Source organism: Nocardiopsis sp. JB363 (assembly GCF_900143625.1).
Classification (GTDB): Bacteria; Actinomycetota; Actinomycetes; order Streptosporangiales; family Streptosporangiaceae; genus Nocardiopsis.
Genome location: NZ_FRFF01000183.1, coordinates 29,391 through 47,008, shown reverse-complemented (window position 1 = coordinate 47,008; position 17,618 = coordinate 29,391). Strand labels below are relative to the sequence as shown.

The 17,618-nt window shown below is 66.2% G+C and carries 23 protein-coding genes and 2 pseudogenes; 6 read left to right on the top strand and 19 right to left on the bottom strand.

Going from position 1 to position 17,618, the window contains the following annotated elements:
- Window positions 1-582: hypothetical protein (locus BQ8420_RS32095; protein WP_235006536.1), on the top strand; the 582-nt coding region annotated here is incomplete at its 5' end.
- Window positions 583-636: 54 nt separating this feature from the next.
- Here BQ8420_RS32095 and BQ8420_RS28180 read toward each other — a convergent pair.
- The 5 genes from BQ8420_RS28180 to BQ8420_RS28160 form a co-directional block, all read right to left on the bottom strand.
- The gene (locus tag BQ8420_RS28180; protein ID WP_087102978.1) at window positions 637-1,518 is read right to left on the bottom strand and encodes an aminoglycoside phosphotransferase family protein; all 882 of its coding nucleotides are present in this window, start codon (window positions 1,516-1,518) and stop codon (window positions 637-639) included.
- A gap of 34 nt (window positions 1,519-1,552) precedes the next feature.
- Window positions 1,553-2,071: a DUF6879 family protein gene (locus tag BQ8420_RS28175; protein WP_143847626.1), complete on the bottom strand. Its 519-nt coding sequence runs from the start codon at window positions 2,069-2,071 to the stop codon at window positions 1,553-1,555.
- 152 nt (window positions 2,072-2,223) lie between these two features.
- Window positions 2,224-2,460: a hypothetical protein gene (locus tag BQ8420_RS28170; RefSeq protein WP_087102974.1), complete on the bottom strand. Its 237-nt coding sequence runs from the start codon at window positions 2,458-2,460 to the stop codon at window positions 2,224-2,226.
- Window positions 2,460-2,966: an ATP-binding protein gene (locus tag BQ8420_RS28165; protein WP_143847625.1), complete on the bottom strand. Its 507-nt coding sequence runs from the start codon at window positions 2,964-2,966 to the stop codon at window positions 2,460-2,462. Before BQ8420_RS28165 ends, BQ8420_RS28170 begins: the two co-directional genes overlap by 1 nt.
- Complete coding sequence (locus BQ8420_RS28160; protein ID WP_143847623.1) at window positions 2,963-3,256, bottom strand: hypothetical protein; 294 nt, start codon at window positions 3,254-3,256, stop codon at window positions 2,963-2,965. Before BQ8420_RS28160 ends, BQ8420_RS28165 begins: the two co-directional genes overlap by 4 nt.
- A gap of 239 nt (window positions 3,257-3,495) precedes the next feature.
- On the opposite strand from BQ8420_RS28160, the gene BQ8420_RS28155 reads away from it, so the two are divergent.
- From BQ8420_RS28155 to BQ8420_RS32960, 3 genes and pseudogenes are all read left to right on the top strand, one after another.
- Window positions 3,496-4,302: a helix-turn-helix transcriptional regulator gene (locus tag BQ8420_RS28155; RefSeq protein ID WP_087102968.1), complete on the top strand. Its 807-nt coding sequence runs from the start codon at window positions 3,496-3,498 to the stop codon at window positions 4,300-4,302.
- Window positions 4,299-4,472 carry a DUF397 domain-containing protein gene (locus BQ8420_RS28150; protein WP_087102966.1) on the top strand — a complete coding sequence of 58 codons (174 nt, stop codon included), beginning with the start codon at window positions 4,299-4,301 and terminating at the stop codon, window positions 4,470-4,472. Before BQ8420_RS28155 ends, BQ8420_RS28150 begins: the two co-directional genes overlap by 4 nt.
- Window positions 4,473-4,793: 321 nt before the next feature.
- Window positions 4,794-4,967 (top strand): annotated as a pseudogene (locus BQ8420_RS32960) (transposase family protein); the annotation flags it as partial.
- Here the strand turns inward: BQ8420_RS32960 and BQ8420_RS33105 are convergent.
- The 8 genes and pseudogenes from BQ8420_RS33105 to BQ8420_RS28120 all read right to left on the bottom strand — a co-directional run bounded on the left by BQ8420_RS33105 (window position 4,893) and on the right by BQ8420_RS28120 (window position 10,972).
- A complete protein-coding gene (locus BQ8420_RS33105; RefSeq protein WP_255404915.1) occupies window positions 4,893-5,747 on the bottom strand; it encodes a hypothetical protein in 855 nt (284 codons plus the stop codon). The pseudogene BQ8420_RS32960 and the gene BQ8420_RS33105 overlap by 75 nt on opposite strands.
- A 141-nt stretch (window positions 5,748-5,888) precedes the next feature.
- The gene (locus BQ8420_RS32950) at window positions 5,889-6,200 is read right to left on the bottom strand and encodes an NUDIX domain-containing protein (protein WP_394335830.1); all 312 of its coding nucleotides are present in this window, start codon (window positions 6,198-6,200) and stop codon (window positions 5,889-5,891) included.
- Window positions 6,201-6,258: 58 nt separating this feature from the next.
- Window positions 6,259-6,339, bottom strand: a pseudogene (locus tag BQ8420_RS33245) (HAD family hydrolase); the annotation flags it as partial.
- A 59-nt stretch (window positions 6,340-6,398) separates the two neighbouring features.
- Window positions 6,399-6,713 (bottom strand): hypothetical protein, encoded by a 315-nt coding sequence (locus tag BQ8420_RS32500; RefSeq protein ID WP_200816129.1) that lies wholly within the window; start codon window positions 6,711-6,713, stop codon window positions 6,399-6,401.
- Window positions 6,714-6,755: 42 nt separating this feature from the next.
- Window positions 6,756-7,724 carry a hypothetical protein gene (locus BQ8420_RS28135; RefSeq protein WP_143847621.1) on the bottom strand — a complete coding sequence of 323 codons (969 nt, stop codon included), beginning with the start codon at window positions 7,722-7,724 and terminating at the stop codon, window positions 6,756-6,758.
- 100 nt (window positions 7,725-7,824) lie between these two features.
- Window positions 7,825-8,034 carry a hypothetical protein gene (locus tag BQ8420_RS28130; RefSeq protein WP_143847619.1) on the bottom strand — a complete coding sequence of 70 codons (210 nt, stop codon included), beginning with the start codon at window positions 8,032-8,034 and terminating at the stop codon, window positions 7,825-7,827.
- The gene (locus tag BQ8420_RS28125; protein ID WP_235006534.1) at window positions 8,009-9,274 is read right to left on the bottom strand and encodes a methyltransferase domain-containing protein; all 1,266 of its coding nucleotides are present in this window, start codon (window positions 9,272-9,274) and stop codon (window positions 8,009-8,011) included. The genes BQ8420_RS28130 and BQ8420_RS28125 overlap by 26 nt, the downstream gene beginning before the upstream one ends.
- Before the next feature lie 291 nt (window positions 9,275-9,565).
- Window positions 9,566-10,972, bottom strand: coding sequence for a competence protein CoiA (locus BQ8420_RS28120; RefSeq protein ID WP_143847617.1), 1,407 nt, complete (start codon window positions 10,970-10,972; stop codon window positions 9,566-9,568).
- An 841-nt stretch (window positions 10,973-11,813) separates the two neighbouring features.
- On the opposite strand from BQ8420_RS28120, the gene BQ8420_RS28115 reads away from it, so the two are divergent.
- Window positions 11,814-12,203, top strand: coding sequence for a DUF397 domain-containing protein (locus BQ8420_RS28115; protein WP_087102957.1), 390 nt, complete (start codon window positions 11,814-11,816; stop codon window positions 12,201-12,203).
- 9 nt (window positions 12,204-12,212) lie between these two features.
- The gene (locus tag BQ8420_RS28110) at window positions 12,213-12,869 is read left to right on the top strand and encodes a hypothetical protein (protein ID WP_143847615.1); all 657 of its coding nucleotides are present in this window, start codon (window positions 12,213-12,215) and stop codon (window positions 12,867-12,869) included.
- A gap of 86 nt (window positions 12,870-12,955) precedes the next feature.
- On the opposite strand, the gene BQ8420_RS28105 is transcribed toward BQ8420_RS28110, so the two are convergent.
- From BQ8420_RS28105 to BQ8420_RS28080, 6 genes are all read right to left on the bottom strand, one after another.
- On the bottom strand, window positions 12,956-13,741 hold the full coding sequence (locus tag BQ8420_RS28105) for a hypothetical protein (protein WP_087102953.1): 786 nt from the start codon (window positions 13,739-13,741) through the stop codon (window positions 12,956-12,958).
- A 9-nt stretch (window positions 13,742-13,750) separates the two neighbouring features.
- Window positions 13,751-14,611, bottom strand: a complete 861-nt coding sequence (locus BQ8420_RS28100; RefSeq protein ID WP_235006533.1) for a radical SAM/SPASM domain-containing protein — start codon at window positions 14,609-14,611, stop codon at window positions 13,751-13,753.
- A gap of 193 nt (window positions 14,612-14,804) precedes the next feature.
- A complete protein-coding gene (locus BQ8420_RS28095; RefSeq protein ID WP_160049483.1) occupies window positions 14,805-15,326 on the bottom strand; it encodes a hypothetical protein in 522 nt (173 codons plus the stop codon).
- Complete coding sequence (locus BQ8420_RS28090) at window positions 15,256-15,882, bottom strand: HAD domain-containing protein (protein ID WP_160049481.1); 627 nt, start codon at window positions 15,880-15,882, stop codon at window positions 15,256-15,258. Before BQ8420_RS28090 ends, BQ8420_RS28095 begins: the two co-directional genes overlap by 71 nt.
- A gap of 18 nt (window positions 15,883-15,900) precedes the next feature.
- Window positions 15,901-16,812, bottom strand: a complete 912-nt coding sequence (locus BQ8420_RS28085) for a hypothetical protein (protein ID WP_200816128.1) — start codon at window positions 16,810-16,812, stop codon at window positions 15,901-15,903.
- A gap of 62 nt (window positions 16,813-16,874) precedes the next feature.
- Window positions 16,875-17,612 (bottom strand): hypothetical protein, encoded by a 738-nt coding sequence (locus tag BQ8420_RS28080; protein WP_087102949.1) that lies wholly within the window; start codon window positions 17,610-17,612, stop codon window positions 16,875-16,877.
- Window positions 17,613-17,618: the final 6 nt, after the last annotated feature.

The following is a 17,618-nucleotide window of genomic DNA, read 5'->3' as shown; positions in this document are numbered from 1 at the left end:
CAGGCCCTGCAACAGCTCGGCATGGCCGGCGCGTTCGCCGCCACCACCACCGCCACCCTGCGCACCGCCCTGGCCGTGGTCACCGCCCGCGCCCACGGCTCCCTGGGCGCAGAACGCGACTGCCTGTACGCCATCGACACCGCCCATGCCCATTTCGACCGCCGCGAACTCGACCGCGAACCCGCCTGGATGGGGTTTTGGAACAGCGCCCAACTGGCCGGCGACACCGGCCAGGCCCTGGTCCCCCTGGCCCTCCACCAGGGACGCGAACTCGACCGGGCGGTGCAACTGCTGGACTCGGCGGTACGCGAGCACGCACCCGAAGAGGCCCGAGCCGCGGTTTTGTCGCACATCAAGCTCGCCCGCCTGCACCTGGCCGCTGGCGACACGGACCGTGCTCGCCAGAGCACCCGCACCCTGGTGGAGACCGCCCCTGCCATCCGATCGGCACGTGTGCGTCGTGACCTGGCCGACCTGGCCGACGACACCATCCCTCTCGGTTCCGACCCGGACGCCACCTGGGTGCGTCACAGCGTCGAGCACACACTGCAAACAACGCAAGACCCCGCCACAGGGTGGTGACACACCCTCAGCACCCATCGTAGAACCCCACAGATCCACGGGCCGGTGCACCGCTCAGAACGCCCGCCACCCCCGGATCGCACCCCCACTGCGCAGGTCACGCACCCGACGCGCGACCTCGGCCCTCTCAACGGCACCGGGTAGTTGCGCCAGCCAGGACGTCATTCTCAGCAGACGGATCCCGCGCAGGGTCGCATAGGCCGGAGCGCCCATCACGTCGTAGCCGTAGGCGTCCACGAACTGGCCATACTCACGATCGGTGACCCACCCGCACTCGTACTCGATACCGGTGAGCACCAGATCCCACTCCGGTTGCCCCCACCCCACACCGTCCAAATCCACCCACCCCAGTTCACCCTCGGGCGTGGCCATCAGGTTGGCGGCGTGGGCATCCCCGTGCACCACGGTTGGCTCCAGCTCATAGGACAGGCCCGCGTACTCGCCCTGCAAGCGTGCGGCCAACTCCAACAGGGCAGCCCGGTCCTCCTCTTCCAGGTCGACCACGCGCAACCGGGCCTCGGCCTTGTCCACGGCCGCGGCCCGGGGCAGATCCACATGGCAGGGGGCCGGCATGCGGTGCAGGGACGCCAACGCGGCCCCCAACTGGCTCGGAGAAGCAGGGCGAGACCGTGGAACCTCGTGCCAGAAGGTGACCACCCCGCCCTCACGGGTGCGGTGGGGGTTGTCGATGTCCTCGATGGGGGCGGCGACCGGCACCTGGTGCTCGGCCATCCAGCGGGCCAGCGCGACCCCGCGCTGGGCTTGGGCGTAGCGGTCCTCGGAGCGGGCCACCCGAGCGATCACACCTTCGGGCAGACGCCACACCGCGTTCTCACCCAAGCGGACCAGTTCCGGATCACAAGACAGGTCCCAACCCATCTGGGCGCAGGCCGAGCGCAGGGTCAGCAGGCTGGTGGGGGCGGTGAAGGTAGTCATCACCGCCCATTCTCCCCCTTGCAGAGGAAGCTACTCAGCCCGAGATTCTCCACCGCTCCATGGGCACCGCCCGCTCCCAAAGCCGGGCCAGGTCCCCGACCACGGCGCCCACCAGGTGAGGGCCGCAAAGGCGAAAAGCCCCCGCAGGTACTCCGTTCCTGTAACAGGGAGCGAACACGCCCTGATCTGTCACCACCAGATCCCGCACCTGCCGCTCCTCGACCCACCCCTGGGCGGGGGCGGAGTCGAGCACCCGCACGGGCTGTCCGGCCCGAGACCGGGCCCGCAGCACATCGCGCAGATACACCTGATCACCCTCGAACGGGCCCTGGGGCACCCACAACCGACGCACCCGCCGTTCTCGATCACGCCTGGTGTTCCAGGCCACCGAGCGTGTCATGAGCGCGTCGGCGTAGTGGCGGTGGCCCCGTTTCCACGCCCTCCACACCGGATCATCGACACCGTCGGCGTGCGGGGTGACCTCCACCCACCAACACACCCCCACCGCCCCGGCCAGCACCCTGCGCCATTCCTGGCCGGGAAGCACCGGCATGGGGGCGCTCCAAGCATGGGTGAGCACGGCCGACACAGCCGGCCCTAGAACCGAGGTCGGTGGGTCGATCACGGGTGCGTTCTCTTCCCCGAGCACGGGCATCCTCCACAACGCAACGGGGCGGCGGCCCATCGTGGCCACCGCCCCAGTCATCACACGCAAGAACAGCTGCGGTCCCGCTCCAGGAACCCCCGCACTTCACCGAGGTCGTAGAGGATCCGTGTTTCCCCCCTGACCGATGTCAGGGCGTAGAGCGCACCCCACACGCGCCTCTCACGGGTGAGCACGAACCCGTTCTGGACCGCCTGCCACCACATCTCCTCAAAGGCGCGATCATGCCCCACCAGGGCCCTGCCCAGGGCCGTGCGCATGCTCGCCCAAAGCGACATCAAGGCACCTCACCCGGGTCCGTGGGAGTGGGGTAGGCCCACACCAGGTGCCCGGTGCCATGGAACAAGGCCCCCCAGCCCGTACTCATCTTCCGGACGAGCAGGAGCCCGCGCCCGTGCGTACGCATGGCCGCCTCCAACGCGGAATGAACTTCCACATGGGGCTCGCTGCCGTCCTTGGGGCTGTGGTCGTACACCTCCAAACGCAGAGCGGAGCAGCGCTCACGCGCGAGCGCGATCATCACCGCGCCACGGGCATGGACGAGAGCGTTGGTGACCAGCTCGCTCACCAGCTGACTCAGGTGGTAGAGGAGGGTGTCGTCCCTGATGGGGTCATACCCCAGGTCCTGGGCTCGGCGGTGGGCCCACTGGCGAGCCTCACCTGCCAGGTTCTTCCACTCCTCCCCGCCTTCAGGGCGCTCCAGCACGGTGGAGTGCAGGCCCACGATGTCGGTTGGTGAGGTCTGTGCAGGGACCGAGACGGTCGGCGGCGGTTGCGTCTTCACCGGCGCCACCTCCGCATCACGGAGTGGAAGGCGATCAGTCGTCGCACACGCACCCAGTGACGGACCCGCAGCTCCAGTTCACCCAGGGTGGGGGCGAAGAGTGCGCCCGGCATCCCCGAGCGGATCTGTGCGGCCGACAACGGCCCCGCAGACATGGCCCGCCAACGACGTGGAGCGATGGCCTTGGGCAGGAAACTGACGCGCCATCCGGGCAGATTACGGGAGGCGATTCGGGCCAACCGTTCCAGCTCCAGAAGGGGCTGAGACCCTGTTCGGGCGGTATGATGCATCTGTGCTCACTCCTAGGGTGAGGACCGTTCCTCGGGGCCCTGGCCGGCCGCCGAGGGTTTTTTTATGCGAGACCTGTGCGCTTCTCTTAAAAGCACAGGCGACAAGACCGGTACGCCAACGCGGCCCTGTTGCGTATGACTATGCACAACGCCAGGTCAGGGCGCCATGACAACAGGGAAACTGTTTTTTTCTGAGTTTTTTGGTGGCAAGTAGTTGCTGGTTGTTGTTAACTGTTGCTATGCCTCAAGAAGTTCATCGCAAGTGGATCCCCTTTGGTAAGGCTGTACGAAAACACCGCGAGGACCAGGGAATGTCCCTCCCTGAAGTCGGCAAACGCCTTGGTGTGACAGGGTCAATGGTCGGTGCGATCGAGCGAGCCACACGAGTCCCAAAACGCCAACATGTGGACAAAATGGAGGTTCTCTTCGCAACAAACGGCGCTCTGCTGAGCTTCTGGAAGGACACACGCCTCGAAGGCAATGTTCCGGAGCAGCTCAAAAGCGCACTGTCGCTTGAGCGGAAATCCACCCAAATCCGTGAATACCAGTCGATCATCTTCCCCGGTGTCGTGCAGACACCTGACTATGCTCGTGCGCTGGTCAAGGCCCGAGCACCGGAAGCGACCCCAGATGAAATCGAAGAGATCGTGCATGCTCGCATGATCCGCCTGGATGCCCTTCGTGAACGATCCGTGAGGATGTGGTTCCTGGTGGATGAGGTGGTGCTGACCCGTACCGTCGGATCTGCGGCGGTACTCGTTGAACAACTCTCTTGGGTTCAGGAGCTGGTCGAGAACGGTACGATCCGGTTCCAGGCGATCCCTCTCGACGGTGCTCCAGGTTTGTGTGCCCCTTACCGAGTGGTCGATCTGGGCCCGCGGCGGCAAGCTCTGTACCTGGAGCACGCCATGGGGGGTGAGATCGTAGACTCCGAGACGACCGTCAGGGAGGCCTACGACCTGTTCAGCATGATGCAGGGCGAGGCGCTGTCGACGCGATCGACTCTTGAGCTGATCAGCCAGATAAAGGAGCAGCGGACCGCATGAAAAAGTGGCACAAGAGCACTTACAGCGATGGCGGCGGTGGGAACTGCGTAGAGGCCCGAGAGCACGGGTCAGGCGCGGATGTCCGCGACACGCAAAACCGTGAGGCGGGGCATCTTACGTTCAACGCTCGGGAGTGGTCCGGGCTTATCAACACGCTCGTCACACGGTAGGTAGCACATGACACCGGCCCCCGCCAGGGATATTGGCGGGGGCCGGTTGTGCGCGCACGGAGTTCAGCGTATCGGTGCGGTCCGATGTTGAACCAGTACCGGTACCAGCACCAGAACGTTCGCGGAGATGAGTTTGTTGATGTGTTTGGGCTCTGGCGCAGTTTCTGTGGAGCGGTCACACACCGTGAGACTTCAGAATGATTTGGCGGAACCCGCCACGCCTCCAGCGCCCTAACAACAACCTCGAACGCCTTGGATGAAGTCTGCTCATGGCTCACCCGGACACTGTTCCCCAAGAACGTCGATATCACTGTCACCAGCGTGAAAACCACGGACAACGCGTTGTCGATCGAGGCCAGAGCATCCGGCGGTGGAGCCCGCTGCCCGGACTGCTCCCAACGGTCGCAGCGCGTTCACGGCTCATACTGGCGCAACCCCGCAGACCTGCCCGCCGCCGGACTGGCGGTACGGCTTCGGCTGCTCGTGCGCCGATTCCTGTGCCCCGCCGCGGAGTGCGGTCGGCGGACCTTCGCTGAGCAGATGCCCGGTCTGAACCGCCCCCACAGCCGCGCGTCCTCCACCACAGCGGCGAAGGGGTCGTGCTCCCATGCGCTGGTGTCGCTGACGGGGGCGGTGTCCAAGCATGCGTCCAGGCCCCGGACGCCCACCGCGGACACGCGCGCTCGGAGCCCAGCCGCTCACACACAGCAGCGCGCAGTTGTATCCGGTCGCGGTGCCGATCTCCAACACGCTCATGCCCTCGCCCACATTCAGGGCCTGGAGCATCTCGATGACAAGGGAGGGCTGGGAGGTCGAAGAGGTGGCCCGCTCACCGCGCCCGTCTGGGTAGCAGGGGTGGCCGTCATCAACCTGGGTGAGAACTGAGACGTCATCGTAGACCCAGCGGGACCAGCTCGGGTGTAAGCGGGCGACGGCAACGCGGTGACCTCGTCGGCGTCGAGGTCTTCTCCCCAAACGGTGTCGGGAAGGAAGTTGTGCCGAGGCACCCTTTCCAAAGCCTGGGGCCAGGCCGGGGCGGTGAGGATGCCGCGCTCCGCGAGGAGGGAGGCCCGTCGCTCGATGTGGGGGTCGGCCACTACTTGCCCTGCTTCTCTCCGCCACCACCTTGAGGGCTGGGGTGCTGGGAGTCGTTATCAGGTTGGTTATGTGAGTCGTCCTGTGCCTATTTCGTGCTATTTTCCAAAGCAGCCCGGTAAGCGGGAATCCAAATGGGACGAATCGCTTCAAGGGCAGACGGGGACAGTGGTGGACCATCGCCATAAGCTTCCATGGCTGCGTCGAGAGCCACCTTGTCAAGTTCCATGAAGAACCTTTCAGTTAATTTAAAAGCATTTTTTTAAGCGTGCTCTGCAGCGGACATCAGTATTTGCCTTGGAAGCTTTCAAAGGCATCCAATCAACTGCCCCGGATCGGCGCCTCAACCGCTCGGGCGATGCGTGGCCCGACCAGGCGCTCGGCCTTAGAGCGGGTGGCTGCGGCGACCTCCGACTCCTGGATACGTCCCACCTGGGTGCCTACCGCTGCGGTGCATGCGAAGCCGATGTCGAGATGGTAGCGCGCAGGCTCGTGTTTTTCTGGCCGTGCTGAAAGTCGGCCGTATTCGATGTAGAGGTGCAGGGGTGAAAATACGCGGACCTGGGCCCGGTCGATACCGCTTTCCTCGGTCAGCTCGCGCACAACGGCGTCGATCAGTGAAGCCGGGACCATCGCTGAGGTCGTCCAGGACCGCGTCGGCCCCGACGTCGAGAAGGTTCTCGCGGGTGCGCGTTCCGGTTGCCACCGCGATCAGCGGGGACCCGGTGTGATGAGCCCTGCGGACGTCGTGCGGAGCATCGCCGAGGATCACCGTCGTCTCGGACGCGAAGACGGTGCCGAGCTTGGCACCCGTGCGTTCCCGTGCTGCCGTCACCAGATGCGCGCGGTCGCTGCTGTGGTCTCCGTACCCGCCGGTGTCCAACCCCAGATGCTCGGCCAGGCCGAACGCCTGGACTTCAACTCCACGTCGGCCTTCCCAAGGCCCTCGTAGAAGGCCGCGATGGTCGTCTCGTCGGCCTCGCGATCGTTGAGGGCGAGGGTGTTGATGATGATGGCCTGTTCGGTGCGTCCGGCCATCGATGCGATCTCCCGTGGGGGCTCACCGGTGACCCGTTCGAACGCGTGGGCGTAGATGTCCCTGCTCACTCCGCTGATGGTGAGGAGCGTGTGGTCGATGTCCCTCAACCCCCCTCATCCTTCCTGGCCCCCACGGGGCGGGGAGCCAGCTCAGATGTCTTCGAGGGACCGCATCAGCTCGAAATCCTGCATCATCTGCTGTTCAGCTGTTCTCTGGCGCTCGATCACGGCCACGGTGCGCCGTTGGATGGTGCGCACCGCCCTTTGGGGGTCACGGCCGTGATAGCTGCCCAAGGTCGCGGTGAGGTCTTCGAAAGCTCCGAGGACCGAGAGAACGGCCGCAGTGACCGTGTTGGTGTCCGCATAGGTCGTGATCGCACCCTCGGCGTCGAAACCGGTCGCCTGCTGCATCAACCACGATGTCGAGTGGGAGGCGGCCGACGAGAGTCGGTACCAGACCGGGAGGTGGCTGGGCCGGGCATGCGCCGCGCCGCTGAGGTCGAAGGTGCACGAAGCACGGGCTTCACCGAGCACAACGCGGTTAGGGCACCCCCGTCGATCGCGGTCTATGGTCAGACCGGCCGCCTGGATGGTCCGCTCGGTGCTGGCCCAGCGCTGTTCGGCTTCGACCAGCAGTTGCGATTGGGAGCTGAATTCCCGTGCCGCAGTGAGATGCCGTTGCACATCGCCAACCCAGGCCGCGCCGATTAAAGCGAACCGTTGCTCGGATGATGCGCGCGGATCGTAGATATGGCTCACGCGTACAGCGCCCTCTTGCACCACACGCGACAAAGACAAGTGCGACCAGATACCGACTGGCTCACCTACCAGGACTCTCTCCATGGCCAGGACATGGTCCAGAACGTTTTGGAGAGTGAGGCTTTTGGCCCATAGGCCTTGGTGGAGAACACGACGTCGTGGTGCTCTGAGCTTGTGGTGGGAGTCCTCGATCCACTGCTGGTCAGCCGCTGCGGCGCTGTGCGCTGGATGCTCATCGGCAAGACCTTCCAGGTAGTCCCGGAAAGACGATGCGGCATTACGCAGTGTGCGACCGGCCTCGTCCACGACCATGACTGGGACTCCAAGCCGACGCAGGTCGGGTGCATCTTCGTTGCTCACGCGCGCACCTTAGTCCACGGTGAGGACATAACGCCTTGGCCTGGTGCACAGTCAGCACCGGGGGTCGAGCCGGCCGGTCTCAACCCCCTGCCCCTCTCGTTCAGGTGTTATTCGGGATGTGGAAGGTGGGCACCTCTTGGGCGGCGTCGATGGCGGTGATGATCTTGTCGAAGACCTCGCGCACGCCTTGGACGATCGACGTGGCGCGCAGCTGGGCAGAGATGATCTCCACGCCCCAGTGGCCGCGCAACACGGAGCCCCACCCGAACACCTTCGCCGTCAACTCAGTCAGACGCGGAGGACGGAGCACGGCGATCTACCTCGCGCACCCCATGAAGACGTGCTCCGCCTGTTCGTGCACCACCGGACGCTTTCAGGACCGGGTTACTCGGGCTATCGACCCACAACCGTCGTGCACCGGTGGTGGTCACTGTAACTCCGAGGCAGCTGCGCTCCGGTGCCCCGGCCGCTTCCCACAGGCGGTGTGCGCGGTCGATTTCCGCACACAGGTCGCGGGGACCGAACCGGTGCGCCTCAAAGCCGTCCTCGTCCCCTGGGACGTACTCGACCAGCGCCCATGAACCCCGACGGTCGAACAGGTAGATGGTGGCCTCACCACTGTCATCCGCAGCGTGGTAGCGGACCGTGTTCAGGTGCGGTACCAACGCTCCCACCGTCAAGGCCAGACCGCCGGACGGGTCAGCGTCGCACACCGGCATCGGGTTGATGGTGGTGCGGTACTCGACCGAGCCGGCAGCCTGCTCGTCTATGAAGTCCCGCCAATCCCCGGCCGGTACCCGCTGATCGCGCAACCACATGAACGGAGCATCGCCGACCACGCGCCCGTGCGCCACGTCCCCCTCCTCGACGATCAGCCGGAGCAGGTTCGTGGTGGCGAAACCGGTCGCCCACGGGGTGACGATCACCCCGCCGGGCCGGGTCTGGGAGATCCACGCCCCGGGGATGTCCCGCGCCGCGACCGTGGCGAGCACCCGGTCGAACGGTGCCCGGCCAGGTGCCCCTTGAGTACCGTCTCCGACGACCAATTGTGGCCCGTACCCGGCGGCGGCCAGGTTGGCCCTCGCCTGGCGGGCGAGGCTCTGGTCGATCTCGATGGAGGTGACGTGCTCCGGTCCCAGGTGTTCGCACAAAAGCGCGCAGTTGTACCCGGTCGCGGTCCCGATCTCCAACACGTCCATCCCAACGGTGACGTCCAAGGCCTGGAGCATGGCCACGACCAGGGAGGGCTGGGACGCCGAGGACGTGGCCCGCTCCCCACGCCCGTCCGGGAGAACGGGGGTGCCGTCGTCGACCTGGGTGATGACCGAGACGTCGTCGTAGGCCCAACGCGACCAGTTTGTGTGAGAACGGGGGACAGGGGCGAGCTTGCCGTCCCCGGCATCGACGTCCAGGCCCCAGACGGTGTCGGGCAGGAACACGTGCCGGGGTACCTTCTCCACGACCTGACGCCAGGCCGGATCGGTGAGGACGCCTCGGTCCGCCAAGTGGGCAGCCATGGCAGCCCGGCGTTCGATGTGCGGGTCGATCACTTGCCCTGCTTCTCCCCGCCGCCCCCGTGCGGGCTGGGGTGCTGGCTGTCGTTGTCCTTGGGGTCCCCGCGCTGGTCCTGCGGCTTGTCGGGGTTCGAGTGCTTGCCCATGACCCGTGCCTTCCCTGTGGGGTTTGCTGCGAGGTGACTGTAACTGTGCGTGCAGAGCCTGTCATGAGGTTGGCCGAAAGCGGACCGGAACGTCAGAGACGATTCGGTGGACCAGGAGCAGGGAACCGGATTCGGTCCATTTCTAGGAGCCCTCGGAACACACGTTCTGGTGTCCGCGTACTCAGCACAGGTTCAGTTGCTCGAAGTCGGGAAGATCGAAGTGGATAACCAGAGCCGGATCGACGCCCTGATCGGTGAACAGATCGGCTTCTCGCTGATTACGCACGAAGATCCGCTGACGACCGTAGACGTTCCAGTTCTTCACAGAATCGGGTGAAGGCCTCACGATTCCGTAGAGACCACGCCTGGCCATGATCGGAACCCCGAAGGCATACTCCGCATCCACCCCCTGCTTAACCGGATACGTCTTCCCCACCTTCTCCTGCACCGAAAGCTCACCGATCGCGGCGAGCAAGCCCTGCCATTGCTCGCCCGAGAGCTCAGCCCACCAACGCTCCGCCGCCTCGCGCTCCCGCCGTTCCTGGGCCAGCCGGGCCTGCTCAGCCTTACGAGCACGCTCTTCTTCGATCCGCCGCTGCTCCTCGGCCTGCGCCAGCCGCTCCTTCCGTTCAGCCGCCCACTGAGCCATCTGCACCTGGAGGCGCTCGCGCGCCTTTTCCGCTTCGGCTTCCCGCTCGATCGCACGCAGGCGTTCCTCTTCCGCGTTGCGTGCCTTCTCCTCCAAGAGCTTGCGCTCCTGCTCGACCCGCTCACGTTCTTGCCTGCGCTTCTTCTGCTCGTCCTGGCGGCTCCGCATCTGCTCATGCCGGGATTCAGCAGCAGTCGACTTGGCGCTGGCCCAGCACGAGGCCCGGCGGCTCAGACTCCCATCCGGCCTCAGCCGAACCCGCCGGTACCGAGGAAGGATCGTATGAGGGGTGACCTGCTCCTGCAGCGCCCACCGGGCGAAGGTGGCCAGGTCGATGTCACTCACCCGGACCCACGAGCCGAGCTTGGGCATGAACTTGGCGAGACCGTCCGCCACGGTCCACACATGGGCATCCTTGGACGGCACCGCCACCCGCACTGCCGGGGCACTGCTCAACCATGGGACCTCGGCTCGGGGGGAGACCCAGCACACAGCGATGTCCGCGTCGGCGTAGCGGGCGGTGCGCTCCTGCAACTCCTCCGCCGTGATCGCGGAGAGCTGGGCCTCCCACGCCATGCGACGTGTGCCATCAGCAGACGACGCGAGGACATCGGCGCGCCATGTCCCGTCATCCGCCCTCACCTCCAGTTCCGCATACCATCCGGCCGCGCGGATGGCCGTTGCCAGCTCCAGCTTGAGCAGATGGTGTTCGACGGACTCGTTCGACAGTTGGCACTCGGCAGGCCGTTTGGCGTTGTGGGCGAAGAATCGGAGACCGCGGGAGGAATGCTTGGCGTGTACGCCCCACTCACACTCGGGGCAGGTCAGGTTGATCCGCGGTCGTACGCGGTGCACTTGTGACCAGTCCAGTCCACAGCCCAGATCGCTGCGGGTTGCGTCAATTCGTCCGTGTTCAGGATGTATGGCAGTAAAGGCCATCAAATTTCCTTTTTCGTGGCATCCGGTACCGACCTGCGTGGGTACTTCGCTGTGGGCGCGAAGGCGGAAAAACGTTCCCTGGTGAGTTGGGGAAGGAAGGTTCTCGGCTATGACCACGCAGTGGTTACACGATGACGCCGACCACAGACAATATGGTCGTGTCGGCTCCGGCCCTTACCAGGGGGTGGTTCTCCCGAACGCCCGGCAACAGGACAAGTAACCCGTGACTAGTTCCGTGGGTCCGCCCCAACCAGGGGGCGGGCACGAGCTCGGGGTTCGTGATCTCAGGCTGCCCAGCGCGCTGGTGTGGTGGAATCGGCTCATGAGCGATGAGCGCGGATCCCTCTGTGGAATCCAGGTACTGTCCCCCTACGCCTTCTGGCTCACGGGGCCCTATGCGGCGGTATACCACCGGCGCGGCCCTGACTGGGTGCAGGGCCGAGTGCGGATCTCGCGCCGAACAGGGTTCCCGGAGGACACCTACTTCTATGACCCCGTGAACGACAACGCCCAGGACCCCATCATGACCACGTGCGGGGGCCGCAGCGGCTTCATCGTGCATGAGACCGAAGTCCCTGCGATCTTGGCGGACCTGCGCTCCGATGCCTGGTCCAAAGTCAAACTCCGGTGTCTGCCCGCCTGGGAAGAGTGTTTCGTGCCGGGTGTGATGGAGACTCTGGCATGTGCTGAGTTTCTGGCCTCTCCTCAGGGCTCCGTTGTCGTGTTCAAGGAGCTTGCTTCATGCTGGTGCTCTCCTATGTCCAGGAGCGATGCCGTCAGTCACCGAATTTGCAACAGCCCTGGGGTTCCCCTCACCCTGGCCGATACAAGGAGAGCCGTCATGACTGAAACCCGCGAGGATCTTCCTCCCGAGGCCAACGGGAACGAGAAGTGGCACGACACCACCGACGCGCTGTGGATGCGTTCCTCCCTGTCCAACCCCGACTCCGAGGCGATCGTGGAGGTCGCTGAGTTCGACGACGGGTTCCGCGCCGTCCGCGACGGCAAGTCACCGGAGAAGGGCACCCTGTTCTTCACCCCCGCCGAATGGGAAGCCTTCGTGCTGGGCGCGCGCGATGGGGAGTTCGACATCCCCGAGGAGTACCTGAGCGAGGAAGAGCTCCAGATTCAGCGCGGCCAGACCGAGGCCCAAGCGAGCTGGGTGCCTTCCCCGCTGAACCGGCCCGACCTCCTGGAGGCCGACGAGCGCCGCCAAGCGGCGAAGAGTTAGGGACCGGTCATGAGCAAAATGTACTGGAACAGCCCGACCCGCACCGTCAAGCTCCTCGGTACCGAGCTGCACTGGGCACACCAGGTGGTCAACGAGCGCACCATCTCTCGACTGGACCCGGACGTGTTCGACGAGCGGCACTTCCGTGGAGGTGGTCCCGCCACTCTGACGCTCCCGGATGGCTGGGTGATGTCAAGGTTCTTTCTGAAGCTGAACACCGCCATGATCGGCGCTGACGACCCGACCCGTCTGGTGGTGCGGCTGGTTGCCCAGACGGAGATCCACGGGTGGGTGAACGGCCCGAACCGTGCCTGGCTGGCCGACATCATCGAACGTGGTCTGGCCGAGGGAACATTGCGGTCGGAGTTCTCCAACAACATGGGGCAGGTGTTCCGGCCGGGGGAGGCGTGGCAGCAGGTCGTCACACTGTTGCGTGAGCGCTCGGACGAGCCTGTGGTGTTGTCGTACTCGGTGTCGGATGGGTGGCCGAACCCGGAGATGGCCGGGTCGACAAGTGAGTTCGAGGAGACCTTCCCACTGCTCTCCCAGGAAGAGCAGTGGCGGTTGAGTCTCGAAGGCCTCCGTGCCCAGGAGGGGCTGGAGATGCGCCCGGACGACTGGGAGACGTTCCGGTTCGGCCATGGGCTGAGCGTGGACGACATCTGAACTGCGAGCTGGGAGAACTACGAAGGCCCCCACCGTCCCCCTTGGGTTCTAGCGGTGGGGGCCTTCGAACGTGCTCCAGGGCGCCGCTACCGCCCCGCTTTCAGCTCCTCTCGGTGCCGGCACCACTTTTGTGCGGCGGCGAGCATCGCCTTACGCCACTCCTGGTCCGGCAGTTGTTCCACGATCCACTCCTGCATGCGCACCTGGGCCCGCGCGAACTCGTCGACCGCGGCCGGGTCTGCGGCCTTCCACGCCGCCCCGGCCGACACCCATGACTCGGCGTCGATGGGTGAGTGTCCGGAGGCGATGAGCTGCCCCACCAGACTCCCTGCGGTGAGGTGCCCAGCCGCCAGGGTCGGCCACTCCCAATCCACCACCCAGGTGCGGTCTCCATCGATCAGGATGTTGTTCGGGTGCAGATCGGTGTAGGTGAGCGTGTCTCCTGCCAGGAGATCGGCCCGGTCGGTGAACCGGTCCCACCGGGTCTCCTGCCATCCGACCGCGGTCTCAGGTAGGACCAGGTCCGTGATCTGATCCACGACCTGCGCCACCTTCGGTAGGTCCGGGGACCCGGGATCGTAGCCGGGGTGGTGACCGTCCACGATCTCGAACCCGGTCACGAACCATCCCTCGTCCTCGGCTTGGAAGAGCAGTCGGGGTGCCAGACCGAGTAGGGCGGGGTTGACCAGTGCCTCACGCCGGGCGGCATCGAGGCGACCGCCGGGACGGTTGGGTACGGCCTTGACGAAGAATGCGCCGGCCTCACCGTGGACGAACACCGCGGTGGCGAATCCGCTGCCTCCGGTGGCCGGTCGGGTGTGGGTGACGGCGCCGGTGTGCGGCAGCACCAGGTCGTGAAAGGGCAGGTCCATTAGTCGCTCTCATGTTCGGGGCGTGCAGCCACTGTCGGGCACTCCAGGGCTGCACCAGCGGTCCGGCTCACAGGGCACCGGGTTCGGCGGCGGGTCGTTTTTGCCGGCTGTGATCGTCGCACGCGCCTGAGCCATCCGAGGGCCGTTCAGAATATCGGCCAGCGCGGCATCGCGAACGTTTCCCGTGCGCATCCACGAGGAGAACACGCACGGGGCAACGCTGCCATCCGGCCCGATGGAGGCGCGGCCGTCCCCGCACGCCCCGCACAACCCTTCACAGGAGGGCTCGCTGGTGTCGGCGCCGCGCCCGTAGGGGCGCACCCGGTCCACCCCGATGCGGGTGACACCGAGGCCTTCGAGTTCGGTGCGGGTCTGATCGACCCCGGCCCCGTCGGTGGTGATGATCGCGACCCGCACCTCGATACCCAACTCCAGGGCGCGGACGAGGTTCGCCCGCGTGCGGGCGTGTGAGGCGGGGCGGCCGGTCATGGCGTTGTGCCGGTCCGGATCGGCGCTGTAGTAGGAGGTGGCCAGGCTCATGCCCGGCCGCTGGAGCAGCTCCCACCAGGGGCCGGTGACGTGCACCAGGTTGGAGTACACCTCCACGCCCATGTTCCGGTCCAGGGCGTGTTCGGCGATCTCCTTCGTGTGCGGGTACAGCAGTGGCTCACCGCCGATCAGCTGCACCATGCCCACCCCGGCCTGGGCGGCCTGGTCGACGGTGCGCAGCCAGTCCTGGACGGTCATGGTGCCGTGCCCGCCGTCGGGGCCGGAGGAGTTGTAGCAGTGGACGCAGGACAGCTGGCATTGGCGGGTCACGTCCAGCCAGATCTTGCCGGTGGCCAACGCGGAGGGTTCGGTGATGGTCAACGCACATCTCCTGTGAGTAGGGCGGAACAACCCGGCAGGGGCGGAGTCCGGGTTGCTGTTGGGGGACCCTGCCCAGACCGTAACCGTCCAGGGACCGTGTGTGGCGAAAATGGCTGGATCCGGCCATCGACCACCAGCGCGGTACCGGTGTCTCCAAGCAGCCCTCGATGTGGACCAGGCCCCACCGGACCGCTTACCGGTAGTGACGGTTTCGTGAAGGCACCTCGTTACCAGCTCCGCCCGAACGCGCCCCAGGGTTCGGTGTCTTCTCTCTGTGAAGCACGTTCAGCACCCGTTGGCGGTGGTGTCGAGGAAAGAACACGTGGGCGCTGTCGGCGGTGCGGCCCCGACCTCCCACCAGGTCGGGCAGGATCGGGCGTGTCCACACCCACGATTCCGCCATCCCCCACTGCGACATGGCCAGACGTAATTCTCCGTCCCGGCTGAGCCAACCCGCCAAGTCTTCAGCGTGTGCGGCGTCCATCTCCACCCAGACGCGGCCGGTGTAGAAGTCCACCCACCGCGGATCGCCCACGAGCAAGCCGGGAGCCGACGACGCCAGCAGAGCGCCGTAGTCCTGGCAACTCGACCGTGTGCGCACGCCCAGCTCCCACAGGAGTCGGAGCAGCTCCACCAGGTCCTCGTCAACGGGGACGGTCGTTCCCTGAGGTGTGCGTACCGGTCGGGACGGGTGGACCTGGGCTGGTGTGGTCATCGTGCTCCCTGCTGGTGTGGAGGTCCCGCATCACGGCGATGGCCCACATGCGCACGGCGTCGATGTGCTCGCGTTGAAGGCCTCGGTAGGGGTCGGGTTGGATGAGCAGGGTGGGCGTTCCATCCACCGCGCGCTGTTTCGCCCAGTCGTGGTCGGGTTGTGCGAAGTCGTCGTCGATCCACACCAACGTTTCGTTCCCCGCCCACGCAGCCACGGGTTCGCGTTTCCACAGGTGCCCGTTGGGGTGCCGGGTCAAGACGTCGGCGGGTGCGCCGAGGTCGATGTGCCCGAGTGTGCTCAGGCCGAGCCGGGGACCGATGAGTCGGTCGGCCTCGCCCAGCCAACTCGTGGCCCACACCGGCCGGACCAGGTCCATGGAGTGCAGGGCGTTGAGCCAGATGCCGTGGTCGGGGTGGAGCCACACGGGCACGTTCGGGTTGCCGTTGTAGGTGACCCGGTGGGGGCGGTGCTCGGGCGGGAGCGATCCGCTGGGGCCTGGGAAGGGATTGAGGACACCATCGACGTCCAACAGCAGGTACGGGGGAGGAGTCTCCATTGTTGGCCCTTTCGGGGTTCATACGTGCAGGAGCTGGGCCGCCTCAGCTGTGTGGGTGCGCACCACACGCTCATAGGTCGGGTCGGCGGCGGGGTCGGCGATCCACTGGGCGGCCTGGGACAGGTACCACTCCACGATCCACACGCGGTGCCAGCCCAAGGCCCACTCCTGCGCGGCCAGGCCGCCCCGATCGTGCAGGGCCTCGGCCGGTCCACCCGCGTGCACGTAGCGTTCGAGGAAGGCGCGGGCCCGGTCGGGATCGGCGGGGGTGATGGTGCCGTGCCAGGACACCAGGTCCAGCAGCCCGGGTCCGCGGAAGGCACGGGCGAGGTCGCACACGTACACGCGCTCGTGGGTGATGAGCAGGCTGGTGGGGTGGAACTCGCTGTGGACCCACCCGTAGGGGCGCAACATCGTGCCCTCGGCGCGTGCGGGTGCCGCCTGGGCGATGGTGCGCAGCGTCGTGGCGATGTCGCCGGCCTCCTCCCACCGTCCTTGTCCTTGGAGCACATCCAGGGTGCGCAAAGCGCGTCGGGGCAGCGAGGCCAGCCAGTCGGTGTCCCCGGGGGCGAGGAAGTCGGGCACCGCCGCGGAGTGCAGGTGCACCGCCGCGATGGCTCCGTCGTCCTCGTCCGGTTCCCGAACAGAGGTGCCCAGGTCCTGCATGAGCATGCCCAGGGTGGTCGCCCCTCGGGCGGAGGTGAGTAGGCGGGGGACGGTCGCACCGGCCTGCCAGGCGCTGGTCAGGGCGTCGTCCTCGTGGGTGAAGGGCTCGCGTGCGGCTTTGAAGATCACCGTGGAGTTGTCGGGCAGGGTGAGGCGCTCCACATGGGACAGGGCCCAACTGTGCAGCACCTCGACCGAGGTGGGGGTGAGTCCTGCTTTGATGGTGACCTCTTCGCGAAGCTGGTCGAGCTGTGGTGTTTCCACGGTTTCTCCTGTGCCGTGTGGGGCCGGGGCCCTGTGGACCCAGGGCCCCGGCAGGGGAAGGGTCAGGCGCCGAAGGATCGCACGTCGGTGATCCAGGCGTCGCGGAACCCGGCCAGATCGTCGCGGAAACGGTCCATGGGGGTGCCGTAGGGGGCCACGACTCCGCCCTTCTGGGAGGGGGCGGACTGGCAGCCGTGGACTAGGCGGCCGCCCAGGGCGGTGTGGGCCTTGACGGACTCGATACGGCGGTTCTCGTTGAACAGGCCACCGTGGAAGACCTCGTCCAGGTTCTGGACGGTGGCCTCGTCCAGGTCGTAGACGACACGGGCGGTGTCACCGAAGAACCAGGCCGGGCCGACGATACTGATGCGCCCGTCCGCGTCCACCTTGTTCAGGGCGGTCAGGGTGGAGACCTCCGCCAGGATCTTGAGGTGGTCGGCGGTGATCCCGGGAACGTCCAGGGTGGGCAGGTGCTCGGTGCGGAACAGGTAGCTGTACACCTGCCAAGCCACGCCCACGACTTCGGCTGGGTCGTGGGTGATACGGACGTGGTCCTCGATGAACTTCAGCGCCTTCTGCTCCAGGGCCTCGTCCGAGGTCTCCTCCATCGGCAGCATCCGGGCGAACACGGTCTGCCAGTCGATGATCCGCCACCTGGTGGACTCCAGGCGGAAGAAGTACTCTTCAGGGTGGATGTGCAGGAGGTTGCCCTCCACGGACAGGCCAGGAATGCGGTTCCAGCCGGGGTTGAACGTGTGATCGGGCAACTGCACGGTGAACGGTGCGAGCGTGAGGGACATGTCCCC

Bases quoted from the DNA above. Each gene is read 5' to 3' on its own strand.
- BQ8420_RS28095 (WP_160049483.1), bottom strand. From the start codon at position 15,326: ATGACCACACCAGCCCAGGTCCACCCGTCCCGACCGGTACGCACACCT.
- BQ8420_RS28170 (WP_087102974.1), bottom strand. From the start codon at position 2,460: ATGTCGCTTTGGGCGAGCATGCGCACGGCCCTGGGCAGGGCCCTGGTG.
- BQ8420_RS28110 (WP_143847615.1), top strand. From the start codon at position 12,213: ATGAGCAAAATGTACTGGAACAGCCCGACCCGCACCGTCAAGCTCCTC.
- BQ8420_RS33105 (WP_255404915.1), bottom strand. From the start codon at position 5,747: ATGGTCCACCACTGTCCCCGTCTGCCCTTGAAGCGATTCGTCCCATTT.
- BQ8420_RS28115 (WP_087102957.1), top strand. From the start codon at position 11,814: ATGACTGAAACCCGCGAGGATCTTCCTCCCGAGGCCAACGGGAACGAG.
- BQ8420_RS32950 (WP_394335830.1), bottom strand. From the start codon at position 6,200: ATGGTCCCGGCTTCACTGATCGACGCCGTTGTGCGCGAGCTGACCGAG.
- BQ8420_RS28150 (WP_087102966.1), top strand. From the start codon at position 4,299: ATGAAAAAGTGGCACAAGAGCACTTACAGCGATGGCGGCGGTGGGAAC.
- BQ8420_RS28105 (WP_087102953.1), bottom strand. From the start codon at position 13,741: ATGGACCTGCCCTTTCACGACCTGGTGCTGCCGCACACCGGCGCCGTC.
- BQ8420_RS28080 (WP_087102949.1), bottom strand. From the start codon at position 17,612: ATGTCCCTCACGCTCGCACCGTTCACCGTGCAGTTGCCCGATCACACG.
- BQ8420_RS28155 (WP_087102968.1), top strand. From the start codon at position 3,496: ATGCCTCAAGAAGTTCATCGCAAGTGGATCCCCTTTGGTAAGGCTGTA.
- BQ8420_RS28180 (WP_087102978.1), bottom strand. From the start codon at position 1,518: ATGACTACCTTCACCGCCCCCACCAGCCTGCTGACCCTGCGCTCGGCC.
- BQ8420_RS28120 (WP_143847617.1), bottom strand. From the start codon at position 10,972: ATGGCCTTTACTGCCATACATCCTGAACACGGACGAATTGACGCAACC.
- BQ8420_RS28175 (WP_143847626.1), bottom strand. From the start codon at position 2,071: ATGCCGGTGCTTCCCGGCCAGGAATGGCGCAGGGTGCTGGCCGGGGCG.
- BQ8420_RS28160 (WP_143847623.1), bottom strand. From the start codon at position 3,256: ATGCATCATACCGCCCGAACAGGGTCTCAGCCCCTTCTGGAGCTGGAA.
- BQ8420_RS28090 (WP_160049481.1), bottom strand. From the start codon at position 15,882: ATGGAGACTCCTCCCCCGTACCTGCTGTTGGACGTCGATGGTGTCCTC.